This is a genomic window from Marinifilum flexuosum, from assembly GCF_003610555.1.
In the GTDB taxonomy this organism is placed as follows: Bacteria; Bacteroidota; Bacteroidia; order Bacteroidales; family Marinifilaceae; genus Marinifilum; species Marinifilum flexuosum.
The window spans coordinates 1,765,855-1,780,393 of record NZ_RAPQ01000008.1; the positions used below are offsets into that span (position 1 = coordinate 1,765,855).

At 36.7% G+C, this 14,539-nt stretch carries 14 protein-coding genes; all 14 read left to right on the top strand.

Features of this window, described 5'->3' with window-relative positions:
- The first annotated feature begins 2 nt into the window (after positions 1-2).
- The 14 genes from BXY64_RS07075 to BXY64_RS07145 all read left to right on the top strand — a co-directional run bounded on the left by BXY64_RS07075 (position 3) and on the right by BXY64_RS07145 (position 14,485).
- Positions 3-1,511, top strand: a complete 1,509-nt coding sequence (locus BXY64_RS07075; protein WP_120239195.1) for a sulfatase family protein — start codon at positions 3-5, stop codon at positions 1,509-1,511.
- Between the two features lie 36 nt (positions 1,512-1,547).
- Entirely contained in the window at positions 1,548-3,098 is a 1,551-nt protein-coding gene (locus tag BXY64_RS07080) for a sulfatase family protein (protein WP_120239196.1), read from the top strand.
- A 1,009-nt stretch (positions 3,099-4,107) separates the two neighbouring features.
- Positions 4,108-5,193, top strand: coding sequence for a 3-oxoacyl-ACP synthase III family protein (locus BXY64_RS07090; RefSeq protein ID WP_120239198.1), 1,086 nt, complete (start codon positions 4,108-4,110; stop codon positions 5,191-5,193).
- A gap of 138 nt (positions 5,194-5,331) precedes the next feature.
- The gene (locus BXY64_RS07095) at positions 5,332-6,072 is read left to right on the top strand and encodes an NYN domain-containing protein (RefSeq protein WP_120239199.1); all 741 of its coding nucleotides are present in this window, start codon (positions 5,332-5,334) and stop codon (positions 6,070-6,072) included.
- 1,262 nt (positions 6,073-7,334) lie between these two features.
- Positions 7,335-7,562 carry a hypothetical protein gene (locus BXY64_RS07100; RefSeq protein WP_147375934.1) on the top strand — a complete coding sequence of 76 codons (228 nt, stop codon included), beginning with the start codon at positions 7,335-7,337 and terminating at the stop codon, positions 7,560-7,562.
- A gap of 66 nt (positions 7,563-7,628) precedes the next feature.
- A complete protein-coding gene (locus tag BXY64_RS07105; RefSeq protein ID WP_120239201.1) occupies positions 7,629-8,252 on the top strand; it encodes a DUF6266 family protein in 624 nt (207 codons plus the stop codon).
- 480 nt (positions 8,253-8,732) lie between these two features.
- A complete protein-coding gene (locus BXY64_RS07110) occupies positions 8,733-10,031 on the top strand; it encodes a phage integrase SAM-like domain-containing protein (RefSeq protein ID WP_170150604.1) in 1,299 nt (432 codons plus the stop codon).
- A gap of 24 nt (positions 10,032-10,055) precedes the next feature.
- Positions 10,056-10,802: a hypothetical protein gene (locus BXY64_RS07115; protein WP_120239203.1), complete on the top strand. Its 747-nt coding sequence runs from the start codon at positions 10,056-10,058 to the stop codon at positions 10,800-10,802.
- An 80-nt stretch (positions 10,803-10,882) separates the two neighbouring features.
- Positions 10,883-11,164 carry a helix-turn-helix domain-containing protein gene (locus tag BXY64_RS07120; protein ID WP_120239204.1) on the top strand — a complete coding sequence of 94 codons (282 nt, stop codon included), beginning with the start codon at positions 10,883-10,885 and terminating at the stop codon, positions 11,162-11,164.
- A 5-nt stretch (positions 11,165-11,169) separates the two neighbouring features.
- The gene (locus tag BXY64_RS07125) at positions 11,170-11,559 is read left to right on the top strand and encodes a hypothetical protein (protein WP_147375936.1); all 390 of its coding nucleotides are present in this window, start codon (positions 11,170-11,172) and stop codon (positions 11,557-11,559) included.
- Positions 11,560-11,628: 69 nt separating this feature from the next.
- Positions 11,629-12,852: a hypothetical protein gene (locus BXY64_RS07130; RefSeq protein ID WP_120239206.1), complete on the top strand. Its 1,224-nt coding sequence runs from the start codon at positions 11,629-11,631 to the stop codon at positions 12,850-12,852.
- Between the two features lie 60 nt (positions 12,853-12,912).
- Complete coding sequence (locus BXY64_RS07135) at positions 12,913-13,152, top strand: hypothetical protein (protein ID WP_120239207.1); 240 nt, start codon at positions 12,913-12,915, stop codon at positions 13,150-13,152.
- A gap of 105 nt (positions 13,153-13,257) precedes the next feature.
- On the top strand, positions 13,258-13,662 hold the full coding sequence (locus BXY64_RS07140) for a hypothetical protein (RefSeq protein WP_120239208.1): 405 nt from the start codon (positions 13,258-13,260) through the stop codon (positions 13,660-13,662).
- 103 nt (positions 13,663-13,765) lie between these two features.
- Positions 13,766-14,485, top strand: a complete 720-nt coding sequence (locus tag BXY64_RS07145) for a DUF2971 domain-containing protein (protein ID WP_120239209.1) — start codon at positions 13,766-13,768, stop codon at positions 14,483-14,485.
- The last annotated feature ends 54 nt before the right edge of the window (positions 14,486-14,539 follow it).

Sequence of the window (14,539 nt, forward strand, 5' to 3'; positions counted from 1 at the left end):
ATATGAAAACCACCATTATAAATTCCCTTTTAATCGGGGGCAGTCTTCTGTCTGCTTCATTGCTGACGGGTGCTAGTGCAGCAGGAAGCAGTCCAAAAGAAGATAAAAACTTGAAAAAACCCAATATCCTTTGGATTGTAGCTGATGATTTGGGAACCGATTTAGGATGCTATGGCAATCAGTCGGTTAAGACCGAAAACCTGGATCGCCTGGCCGGAGAAGGAATCCTGTTCTCCAATTGTCATACGGTAACGGCAGTTTGTTCTCCCAGCAGGTCCGGTCTGATCACGGGAATGTACCCGGTAAGTATCAATTGCCATCAGCATAGAACCCGCAAGGAAGCCATGAAAAAGCTACCCAAAGGCATCAAAACCATTACCGAATATTTCGAAGAAGCTGGCTATTATACTTTTAATGGTAGTTGCGAAAAGCCTGGTAAACCTGGCAAAGAGGATTACAATTTCATTACTGATTATGAGATATATGATGGAGTGGATTGGTGTGAACGCAAAGAGGGACAGCCATTTTTTGGACAAATTCAAATTCATAAGCCACACCGCCCTTTCCGAAGAGATACTGCATGCCCCGTTGATCCTTCGGGCCTACAAGTGCCACCTTACTGGCCCGATCATACTTTAATCAGGCAGGATATGGCTTTCTACCTGGAAACCGTTCAGTTGGTAGACAGGGAAGTTGGTAAGATTTTGGAACGATTAAAAAAGGATGGTCTGGAGAAGAATACCATTGTATTTTTTGTGGGCGACCAGGGAAGTCCGATGGTGAGGCACAAGCAATTTCTGTATGATGGAGGAACCAATACCCCTCTCATTGTTCGATTTCCAAAGAAAGAGCATGCGAAGGAAGTTAGGGAGGAACTCATAAGTAATATCGATTTGGCAGCAACGGCTTTGCAGCTGGCAGGAATCAAAATTCCCGCCTACATGCAGGGACAAAATTTCCTGGGAGCTCATGAACCGCGTACAGAAGTATTTAGCATGCGCGACAGAAGAGATGAAAGCGTGGATAGAATTCGAGCAGTTCGCACTGGACGATTCAAATACATCCGAAATTATTATCCGGAAATGCCCTACGCACAATACAATGCCTATAAACGAAATCAATACCCTTGTTTGCCCTTAATGGAAGTCCTAAAGGAGGCGAATCGCCTTAGTCCCGTGCAGCTACAGTTTTTATCAGACTCGCGCCCCGAAGAGGAACTGTATGATTTATCAGCCGATCCGTATGAAATATATAACCTTGCCGAAGATGCAAGTTATAGGGGGATTAAACAGGAACTTAAAGAAAAACTGGAGCAATGGCTTGAGGAATGCGATCGGGCGACTTACCCCGAAGATCAAAGGGAGATTGATTATTGGAAAAAACAGATGGCAAAAATGGACTCCATTTGGAAAGTCAAAAAGAGATTGCCTCTTGCTCCAACAAACCAGGAGTATGTAAGCTGGTGGGAAAAAAAGTTTGAGAGCTTGTTCAAAAGCCAGGAATCAAAATAAAAAGAGTGATTATCAGAATAAATAAGAGGAAGAGAAATGAAAAAGATGATTAAGTTTCTATTACCAGTATTCGTGACAGCTTGCCTAACGGCATGTCAGGCGAAAAGTAAAGGGAATGCTGAAGTGAATGAAAAACCGAATGTTGTAATCATATATCTTGATGATTTGGGATATGGAGACCTAAGTTCCTATGGTGCTACCGAAATCGCAACGCCCAATATCGATAATTTGGCCAATAATGGGGTGAGATTTACCAATGGATATGCATCTTCGGCAACCTGTACGCCTAGTAGATATGCTCTTCTTACGGGTACCTATCCTTGGCGAAATAAGGATGCTAAAATATTACCGGGGACTGCACCATTGTTAATTGGTACAGATCAGCCAACTCTGCCAAAAATGATGAAGGCCAATGGTTATCAGACGGCAGTGATTGGCAAATGGCATTTGGGTTTGGGAACGGGAGTCGTAAACTGGAACGAAAGGGTAACACCAGGACCCAACGAAGTGGGATTTGATGAATCATACATCATGGCTGCAACCCAGGATCGTGTTCCAACGGTTTATATCGACAATGGCCATGTGGCAGGTCTGGACCCAAATGATCCAATTGAAATTGACTATGATCACAACTTTGAAGGTCAGCCTACCGGAAAAGAAAATCCGGAGCTATTGAGCATGAAATGGCATCATGGCCACAACAGCAGTATTGTAAATGGAATTCCGAGAATTGGATTTATGAAGGGTGGAGAGTCGGCCAAATGGAGCGACATTGATATGGCTGATCATTTCCTGGAGAAGGTGAAAGACTATGTAAAAACACATAAGGATAAACCATTTTTCCTTTATTATGCAATGCAACAGCCACATGTTCCAAGAACGCCACATCCTCGCTTTGTTGGCAAATCGGGAATGGGACCAAGAGGAGATGTAATTCTGGAAGCAGACTGGTGTATTGGAGAGTTTATGAAAACCATGAAGGAGGAAGGTTTGCTGGACAATACCTTAATTGTATTTTCGAGTGACAACGGACCTGTATTGAATGATGGATATTATGACGATGCGGTAGAAAAATTAGGAAAGCACAAGCCAACGGGAGCTTTGCGTGGAGGAAAATACAGCTTGTTCGAGGCAGGAACACGAGTACCTTTTATTACCTATTGGAAGGGGAAAATTCAATCACAGGAATCTGATGCTTTGGTCTGTCAGATGGACTTAATGAAGTCGATAGCCAGTTTAATTGGTGCAGAAGCTCCCAAAACGGACAGTGAAAATGTCTTGCCGGCATTAATGGGAGAAAGCAATACGGGCAGAGAGAGCTTGATTATTGAAGCGACTAGCCGAACGGCATTAAGAAAAGGAGATTGGTTGATGATTCCACCCTACAATGGACCTGCTGTTTCCAAACAAGTGAATATCGAATTGGGGAATTCCAAAGAATTTCAATTGTACAATTTGAAGGAGGACATTGCACAGCAAAAGAATTTGGCAGCATCTAATCCTGCAAAATTGAAGGAAATGTATGATGATTTTATTGCTGTGCGAGGTGAGAAATATAAAAAAACGCAAAAACTTAAATTGAAATAAAGAAGGATCGATATCACAATTGCTCACGGACTGAATGGAAATACTTGTTTAAAAGTAAAGTTTGTGAGCCAAATTGCTGGTTTTATAAAGTGCACCTGTAAGTCAATGGATTTGCAGGTGTTTTTTTATGCAGATAGAGGGAGGTAAAGTTGGAAGGATAAAAGCACTGCCGGAGTGGTTCATCACATACGATACAATTCATGTTTTCTTGTGCTAAAAGGTTATCGGGATAACTAAATATGTGTTTAGTTATTCATCCCCGATAGCGCGAGCTCATAATTCGTGTTCTATGTATGCAGAAATAGCAAATCATCTCTCGGAGATTTCTAATTTTCATGCAATTTGCTTTTCAAGTCCTACAATAGAAAATACAATAATGCACAAAAGTGAGCATCTTAATGAAAGAAGTTTATCAATAATTAATTCAAGATCGAGCCAAACGAATAGATTTAATAATGAAATAGGAAATAAGGCATTCACTCCTTGGGCCTCAGCAAAAATTACGCCAGGGCTTTCTTCCGAATTTTCGGGATTGCTTGTTCCGCTAGAACTCAAAAATTAGGTTCATGCATCAAACCAGTAGCTACTCAAGCAACAGGCATTTGTCAGTGAATTCGGCCTTGCTTTAACTGGGCTGTTTGTTTTTCTCAGGGTCTCACTCAAGCTGAGGCTCCGAATTAATATCCTTCTTAGCACAATAATCGATCAGGTTTCCGTATCGTTTTATAGCGAGCAGAAATACAAGAATTGTATCGCTTTGATGAGTCCAGCTTATTTTGTGGTGTAGAAATAAATCTAAATTTTATCAAGAGAATTTAGACTAAAGGGGAGGGGGTGTTGCTGTGTGAAAATAATTTTGATTATAGAAAAATAATTTGTGTATCTTGAGATTATCGAATCAATTCCAAAGAATCAGAATTTTGGATTGATTAAAAAAAACTACATATTGTTGTTTATCAATGTAAATACAATATATAATTTGACATCATACAATCCATAACGTTTATTTATGAACCATACCATTTACAGTATTATAACGGGCACGGGAAGTTATATCCCATCGCGCTGTATCAAGAACAAGGACTTTCTCGATTACGAGTTTTATGAAGGAAAGGGAGATAAAGTCGATAAATCGAATCATGAAATCATTGAAAAATTTCATGAGATTACCACGATAAAGGAAAGGCGTCATGTGTCGGATGATCTTCTTACTTCTGATATCGCTTATGAAGCAGCTGTAAAGGCCCTGGAGTCGGCAAATGTTGATGGGGAGGAGTTGGATTACATCATTGTCGCTCATAATTTTGGAGATATTAAAAGTGACAGTAAAGCTTTGGATATTGTTCCTAGTTTAGCTGCAAGGGTAAAGCACAAATTGGGTATCAAGAACCCTAATACAATTGCTTACGATTTGACTTTTGGTTGTCCGGGATGGATTCAAGCAGTTATTCAAGCCGATTATTACATAAAATCGGGAGATGCACAAAGGGCTCTGGTTATTGGGGCCGATATATTGTCCCGAGTTTCTGATCCTCACGACCGTGACAGTATGTTGTATGCTGATGGTGCTGGAGCCATTGTATTGGAAGGTAAAAGCAGTGAATGTCCGGTAGGAATTCTTGCACACAAAATGCGTTCAGACACTTTGGTTTACTCTAAAATGTTGTATATGGGCAGCTCATCCAATCCTCATGTCAAAAACGCTAGCAATCATTTCCTAAAAATGAATGGCCGAAAATTGTACCAGTATGCACTCGAGCATGTGCCGCAAGCCATTCAAGACTGCCTGGAAAAGAGCAATACTCACTTGAGTGAAATTTCCAAAGTCTTAATTCATCAGGCCAACGGAAAAATGGATGAAGCAATACTAAAAAGGCTATATCGTTTATACAAAATAAACAATATCCCACAGGGAGTTATGCCGATGACCATTGATTGGTTGGGCAATTCATCTGTAGCAACCATCCCGACATTGTACGATCTAATTCTAAAAGGGAAATTGGGAGCTTGCGCTGTAAATGAAGGGGAAAAGCTTGTTTTTGCATCGGTTGGTGCTGGAATGAATATTAATGCTTTTGTATACAAGGTGCAATGATTGTAAAATTGCTTGCTAAGCATAGCCAATGCAAACAGTTACAATCTTGTTTATATTATAACAGAGCCTTTGGCAGTAGTGATTTTAAAGAATATGTTTTTATCCTAAAGCATTGTATGCTGAATTTTAAAATGAAATATGAAAGAAAATAGAGACCTAAATTTAGCGGTGTTAATTGATGCCGATAATATTCCTTATTCTGCTATCAAAGGAATGCTTGATGAGATCACTAAATTTGGTGTTCCATCAATAAAAAGGATATATGGTGACTGGACAAAACCAACTGTTTCGGGTTGGAAGCCAGCTTTGCTTGAACATGCTATAACACCAATACAACAATACAGTTACACATCTGGAAAAAATGCTACAGATTCAGCGATGATTATTGATGCGATGGATATTTTGTATTCTGGCAAAGTTGGTGGATTTTGCATCGTGTCTAGTGATAGTGATTTCACCAGACTGGCAACTCGCTTGAGAGAGGCCGGAATGTTAGTAATTGGTATTGGAGAAAAAAAGACACCTAACCCATTTATAGTAGCTTGTGATAAATTTATTTACATAGAGATATTAAAAACCAAGACTAAAGAGAAGGAGAGCGAAGAAGATAAGGAATTAGAGAAAGAAGCATTTGATGCAATTACTGTAAAAGAGATAAAATTAATTGCTACAACAATTACTGACTTATCTGATGATGATGGATGGGCATTTTTAGGCGATGTTGGTAGCTTGTTGCAGAAGAAACAACCAAATTTCGACCCTAGAAACTATGGATTTCAAAAGTTAACCCCATTAATAAAATCAACAGGTAAATTTATAATAGAGCAACGAGATAGTCAGAAAAGAAAGAGCAAGTTGATCTTTGTGAGGAATAAATAAAAATATCTATTACAAAATAGACTAGAGGGGATAAGGCGTTCACTCCTCGAGTCTCGGCAAAAATTTCGCCAGGGCTTTCCAAAATCCTTTTGCCCATCTTCGCTGATTTTTCAACACTAGCTCTATAACTTTTAATATTGGGTCTCAATGGGCAAAAGGCATTTGTCAGTGAATTCACCCTTGCTTTAGCAGGGGTGTTTGTTTTTTCATGATCTCACTCCAGCTGAGGCTCTGAATTAGTTCAATCTTAACTACAGCAAGGGTTCACCCTGTCACAATTTTTTCGCTCAACCACTCGTCGTTCACAGCAATTCCCGGCTTTCCGAGCAATTGTCGCTCTCGCTCCAAATGCAAAAAAGCCTCCATTGCTCACTTAAAGCGAGCCTGCTGGGTCGGGTGCTATCAGTTTTTGTCATCTTTTTTGAGCGGCCACGGGCAGTACTTTGCCCTGGTAAAAATTTTGCATTCTGAATAAAACAAAGGCAATCGCAATAGGTAACGACGAAAAGTCATGACTTGTGTGATATTTACTCGCAAAATTTTCTACCACCTCAAAGCACTTTTACCTACGCGCTCGGGTCAAGCACCTCCAACCCAATTGTTTTCTCATGCATTTCAAAATAGAAAGCATTCAAAAACAACCTGCTCCGTGCTTCACCCGGCAACACCCATCACAGCTTCAAAAAAGCCGCCAAAAACTGCTGGCTGTCAATCACAGAAAACCAGTTTCTGTTTTACTTGCCAGTCACACCCTTCCACTCGCGGGCGGCTCGCCACTCTGTAGTAAAGGCCGCTACTGACCACCACAAACCCCACCACCACCCATTATAAATGCAAGCATTTAAAGTGTGATGGAATATTGTGTAGGAAGAATTGATAATTGTTTACTGATCATTGTTCATTGAATTTTCCTCCTCCCTGATAAACAAAGATATTTCCTCTCTTCGTTCCAATATCAGATGTTTACCCCGCTTGAATTTAGCAATTCAGCCAACAAGTCAAGCTTATACAAAGTTTTGATGGATTTTTTTATGGAATAAATTTTTGAATAAAATAATCCATCAAAAAGCTTGACATCCCACCCGCATTCCGGAGAATGATTGGATGCTTATCAGATAGCAGCAAAACCTCTGGATGATTTCCCTTCCCAAATATTAATTTAAAGCATGATGATGTAAGTTGAAGTAAATCAACCTATTGGTTTGGCTTTCTCTTGGAAAGATACATAAGTTTGCTATAAGTACTAACCAAATCATCATCATATGAATAAGATATCATCATTTGTAATCGGCACTTTATCCACAATGGGAGTAGTAGAATCATTGAGAATGGGAAGTCCCAATATTCAAGCTGTGCAGGAAGTTCCCGTTGACAGCACGGAAGCGCTAATCTCTGTTATTGGTGGAGCCATCTCAACCATTATTGTTGCATTGCTAAAGCGCTGGTGGAAAAAATTGGATGAGAGAAAGAAACAGCCTAATACATCCTAGGGACCAAGTCTGTATCTGTCTCAATTCTATGTTTATTAATTCAATACTAACCAAAAACCTTTAATCATGGGGAAATACAATCAAGGAATCCTGGGGCCATTTACGGGGAAAGTGGGCTCAGTAGTAGGTAGCAGTTGGAAAGGTGTGAATTACATCAAGTCACTACCAGGTCCAAATGCATCAAATACGGAAGGGCAACAAAAGCAACGCAGCAGGTTCAAAGCTGTTGTAAGTTTTGCCTCTTCTTTGTTGGAAACACTCATTCGTCCTGTTTGGAATCTTTCAGCAGGAAAAATGACCGGCTACAATTTGTTTGTGAAAACAAACATTGCTGCCTTTGATGAAACGGGAGATTTATCAAACTTCTCTCAATTTAGAGCATCAGTGGGTAATTTGAGTTTACCAGCTAATCTCACCATTCAGGATGATACAGAAGTGTCATCAGGAATCGAGATAAGTTGGAAGGATGAAAGCGCTACTGGAGTAGGTAATGCTGGTGATAAATTACATTTGCTTGTAATGAGCGGTGACAAAGTTCACATTCTTCATACAAATGCAGCTCGATCTGATCAATCTGCAGAGGTTACACTTCCGGTGGATCCGGGAGCAACTCACATTTATGCTTTCTTTGGAACTGCTGAGGCTGACGAATACTCTTTAGACCAATACCAGATGGTTAATGTGACTTAAAGTCAACTAATTTTAGGGTGCTTAAAGCTGCTGCGATTTTCGTGGCAGCTTTTTGTATATAATAGTAAAAAAGCGAAAGAAATGTTGCCCTATTGTTGCCCTTTATGATGGAAATAAATTTGAATAAATAAGCTAATTAATGATTTTCTTTGAAAATGTAATTGCAAAAATAGATTATAATCCATGAAGTTGATTTGCTATAACTAACTGACAATAAGTATTTAATTGGTTATGATGCATAAAAAAAGACAACTTAATAAAAGTTGTCTTTAGCGGAGAGGAAGGGAGTAGAACCCATCAATTTAATGTGATCTTGAATTGATGAAAAGTTAACAGATGCAGTAATAAATTCAATAAATATCAGATAATAAATGTGTTTGCATTAATGGAATAAGATTGAATGATATTGAAAAAGATATAAAAATGGTTGACAAAAGGTTGATAAAGACGTAAATTAGTATGTGTTTATTACCAACGTTTATGGCAACTGTAAGTTTTGAGGTACGAAGTAATTCTGAGAATGCGAACATTTATGTACGCGTTTCGATTGATCGTAAGAATGTTTACAGGCGGAAATCGGGATATTTGATTAATCCAAAAAATTGGAGCCCAAAAACGAAGCAGCCAATACAGCGCGATGAAAGCCTAAAAAGATTAAAAAGCAATCTCGATAAGTTTAAGATCAGATTAACCGATATTATAAATAATGCCTTAGAAACAAATGTTCATATAACTGGGCATTGGATACAGGAACAGATAGATTTGATTCATGGAAAGGTGCAACCAAAGGCACTTGATGTTCTTGTTAATTATTTCGATGAATACATTCGAAAATTGCCTTTGAAGGCAACTACCATTGGCAGCGATAATAAAAGTAGTGCTGCGATAACCAAGTATAAAACTATCAAACAGAAAATTATTGACTTTCAGGATCACACAGGTAAGACCTTTTTAGTAAAGGACGTAGGTGTTGATTTTCGAGATAAATTTGTCAGTTATTTAAAAGATATTGACAAACTAGGTTTGAATACAATTGGTCGGTACATACGATTTTTAAAAACGGTTTGCCGTGACGCAAAAATCAATGGAATTGAGACGCATTTTCAATTGGATGCAGTTAAAGGATTCACTAAAAAGGCAGAAAAAATTATTTTAACGTTTGATGAAATCGAAAGTATTCAGGGGGTGGATTTGCAAAGGGAGGCATTAATTAATGCGCGAGACTGGCTAATAATTGGTTGCTATATTGGTCAACGAGTTTCTGATTTATTGACCTTAACAAATGAAAATCTGGTAAGCAGAAATGGTTTACACTTTATTGAATTGATTCAAAAAAAGACTGGTAAAATTGTTGAAATTCCAATTCATCCCGTAGTGGAAGAAATCCTTGAAAAAAAGGAAGGGAATTTTCCTTATAAAATATCGGCACAAAGGTTCAATGAATACATCAAGGATGTGGGGCGAATTGCAGGACTAACTAGCCAAATAAAAGGGGGCAAGTTTGATAAGGAGACGAAACGTAAAAATAATGGAGTGTATCAAAAGTGGGAATTAATTACGTCACATGTTTGTAGACGTTCTTTCGCAACTAATTTTTACGGAGATTATCCTACACCTTTATTGATGCAGGTAACAGGACATAGTACAGAAAAACAATTTTTAGAGTATATAGGAAAGCCTGAATTAAATCATGCCCAGCAACTTGCAGAGTTTTGGGCGAAGGAAGCACGCTTTGCCAAGAAAAAAACTCACTTAAAAATTGTCAAGACAGCAAAGTGATAATATATGTTTTAAACCTACTGTATGTCAAAAAAGCAAGGTCAAAAATTAATTAAAAAAAGGGTGGAACGTTTCGTTGAATGGATGGTTGAAAATCCCGATTTAGCGAGAAAGGAATACCCAGAATTTGTGAATAAAATCGAAGAAAGAATTTCAAATCAATCATCTTTTGAAACAGCGTATGTAATTCAAAAAACGGCGAAACTTTTTAGTAAACAGATTAAAGAAGTGGAGAGTTGCCTTCCCAAAAGTAAGGAGAAGAAAATAAAGCAATATTTGTCATTGTTGAATTACACTATAAACTTCCCATGTGCAAATGAAATAGAGCAGAATGCATTGGATGGAGTACTGGATGAACTGAAAGAACAAAAACTGTACTGGGAAAGAGAACTTTCGATTCTGTTAGAAATAGCGACAAACCCGAACAATTTAGCAAAACAGGTTGAAAGCATTACGAATGATGATTTTAATTCTCGGATTTTTAAGAATGTATATGCTTCAAAGTTATTTTATGAACTGCGAAAGATTTTGGATGTGAAACCAAATTCTGTTACCGACTATTCGTATATTTTTCTTGTCATGAAGAAGGAGAAACTTATTTATGATCGAGTTGGGAATGATGAATATATAGAATTTGTTAATGGAGAGACTTGTAAGGCAGAATTAACGCAATTAAAGAGTCTGGATATTCGCAGTGAAAAGAGGAGGAATCTGTTTTACGAACATGCTAAAATCAATCTTAATCAATTAGGAATACACAACCGTATTTAAAAGAATACAATCTCGGTTTAATTGCAATACAGGTTGCCTATCACCTTTGGGGGTATTATTAACATTAATACCCTATAATTATGGAAAAAGGAATACAGATTATTCAGGTTACACCTGAACAGTTACAGAACGCAATTATACTAGGCGTTAAAGAACAACTGAATCAGTTTAGTGAGTTGTTCCAACCCAAAGAACCTACCGAGTATTTGACTCGCGATCAGGTTAAGGATTTACTTCAAGTTGACCTTGTAACAGTTTACAACTGGACGAAAAAAGGCAAATTAAAAGCCTACGGTATTGGAAGGCGTGTGTACTACAAACGCAAGGAAGTGGAGCAGGCAATTAAACCTTTAAATTCTTGATGTGTATGGTAGTGAACATGAAATGTATTCGCCATTCTTACAAGGTTGAGAGGGTGAAAAAATGTTACACTGTGTACCAGTTGGAACCTACGGTTGATCCAATTATGCTGACAGAATTAATTCGAATTGAACAATTCAGGAATTATAGCAATGGTACTGGCTTTTTGGATTATTTGCGTTTAAAAAACACATCAAATTGGCAAACCTCTGAATTGGTAACAGGATTGAAAAAAACGGACAATCCAAATGTTTTTTACGGTGATCGATTGGAAGGTTGTAAAAGGAGTTTGGTGGTTTTTGTTTTTTCCAAGAATAATGAATTACTGACCATCGACTATTACGATGGTTACTACCCTTTTGGACGCGATCTAAGCGCGATAATAAGTCGATATTGAAATAACTGCGAGGAGCCCAATTTAAGGTCTTAAAATTGATCTTTGGGTTCCCTTTTAATTGTTACTGATATGATTGATTTCATAAAGGTGATGGTTCAGAATGCGGATATTTCAAAGTTAAAGAATAGTAGGCACTTAAATTTTTTTGGAGAAGTAAATTTAGATACTGGCGAGGTAAAAAACTTTGGTAAAGATGGAATGTACAGAGGTACCAGAGAGTTGGCGACTTACCAAGGATTAAAATTTGCGATTTATTCAAGTGGTAGAGTGTTTATTAGTGGAAGTTTGCATAAATATTGGAATAAGGGTGAGCATAATTTCAACGACTTTAATTTTAGTGCGTTAAACGATGTGTTAAATGATATCGAGCAAAAGTTTGGAATCACGCCAAAGCAAATGAAAATAAATGCATTGGAGATTGGTGTAAATATTAGACCGCCAAGTAAAACGGTTAAGATATTAAAACATTGTTTCCTGCATAGCACGAAAGAATTTAAATGGATAGCCGTTCGGGATGAGGGCAGGTATATACAGGCGAAACATTGGCAGTATGTAGTCAAAATCTACGATAAGGCAAGGCATTATCGATCAAAAGGTTATCGAATTGATCATGAGATTTTGCGGTTTGAAATAAAGTATTTGAAACTGGAAAAATTAAAAAAGTATGGCATACAAACAGTTCAGGATTTATTAGATTTTGGAGTGATAAATTGCGTGCCTTTGTTATTGGATGAATGGAAAAAGGTTTTGTTGTATGATTTTACCATTAAATCAAATTGTGTATCGCTGCAAAAATATTGCAATCCGAATTATTGGAGAGATTTAACAACACGCCGATCTGCTTTTAATAAACACAGGGCGAAATTGTTGGATTTGACAAGTAGATTTTCGGAAAAAATACACTTAAAGATTCGTAATGAGATTAAGCAAAAAGGATATGATTTGGTTGCTGGGGGTGTGCAAATTGACCCTTTATATATATTGTCAAAACGCGTACCCCAAAAATATGATCATTGTTGTGCAGTAACAAGTTTGAATATTTCCATGCAGAAATCAGAAAGCAGATTATTATCACATACTGGTTTATATTTTTATATGAAGCATCATCCTAAAATTTTCGAAGATTTAAAACGAAAATACCTTTCGACTTACTGGGAAGGAGCGGAGTTGAAAAAGCAAATTGAAGAAATGGCACATAATATCCGCAATCGAAAGAATAATTTAAGGTTGAAGCAAAGAAAACTCTATCCACCCAATCAATATAATTTATTTTCACTTGGTTGGGGTGCCTAAATTCCGCGGGGTGAGATTATACCCCGCAGAATATTTTTTTCTAAAATAGATCGAAATAGAATGAAAACCACTAAAACGGGAGGACGACAAAAGGGTACACCAAATCGTATCACAAAAGAACTTCGTATTGTGTTAAAAAATATTCTGCATAGTGAACTTGAAAATATTGCAGTGTATTTGGAAAAATTGGAACCGAAGGAACGATTAGAAATATTGGTAAAGTTAATGCCGTATGCATTGCCAAAAATAGAGATGGTGCATTATAAGGAAAACGAGCCTTCAAATTATTGGGATGACTGAGTAAATTATAAGGGGATTCTAAAATATTACAAATTGCCTGATAATATTCATGAATCATTTTTATCTTTAATATTCAGAATATTGATCATTGTAAGATAAAATTATATGAAAAAAGCAATTACAATAATCCTATTATTTATTAGTGCTGTTGCGTGTGGACAAGTAACAACATTTAAAAATAACTATGGAGCAAATATTATAAATGGAAAAATAGGAACATTTAAAAAATCATCGTTTTCATGGACAATAACAAAAAAAGGAAATTTATACAATATTAAAACCAATGCAGTTACTGGTTCTTTTAATGTAGTATATTCTCATTTCGATCATGATAACAAATTATATGTTTATAAAGCAAATGGGAGTGGAGTTTTCGATGGTAGTGTAGTTAAGTTAGTAATGACAAATGGGAAATTGAGTAGTTATGCTGATCGAAATATTAAATCTGGAAATTTGCTGACTATTCTTTTTTACGATAATTCAGGGTATTTATACAAATTGAATATTTAGTACAACCCCTTTTTTATTAATTAAATTCTGTTTAAAGGAATTCAGGTAATTAATTCCATTAAAATTCTTTTTGTTATTAATATTCAGAAATAAAATATTAGAAATGATCCTATATAAATATTTTCCTTGTAATGAATATACTTTAAAATCGTTAGCAGTAAGAGGGCTTTGGTGTCATACATTCGATAATATGAATGATCCTTTTGAATGTTTAAATGCGTTAGAAAGAGAATATGACCCAATTGACTTGAAATTATTCAGAAATATAATTGCAAATGGAAATATTCAAAAATGGAAAAAAATTGCGAAGTTAAACGATAAGGAACTAACCAAGGTTATAAATTTATCGAGGAAAGAGGAAATCAGTAAACGTGCATTTTGTTCTTTAAGTGAAGATCCAAATGACATATTAATGTGGTCGCATTACGCTAATAATCATGCGGGAATAGTTGTAGGATTTGAGTTTCATGAATTAGAGAATAATCATCATTTACAAAAGGTGCAGTATCAAGATAACTTAAATGATTTCGATCTTGAAAAGTTTGCATATTTCCAAATTGGGGCATTGGATGATTTTATGAATGATATCTTTCAAGATTATTCTATAAAATCTACACATTGGGAGTATGAAAAAGAATGGCGTATTTGGAGAAAGAATCCATGTTACTATCGCTTTGATCCTGAACAAATAAAAGAACTATACTTTGGGGTACGTACTGATTTTGAAACAAAAGCAATTGTTATTCAGTTAATGAATTATCTTTCTGATTCGGTGATTTGTGAACAAAAAAGTTTGAGACACGACCCAATCAGAATAGAGTAATATTTAATCCGTTGATAAAATGTTGACAATAAAAAACGCAAATTACTAGTAATG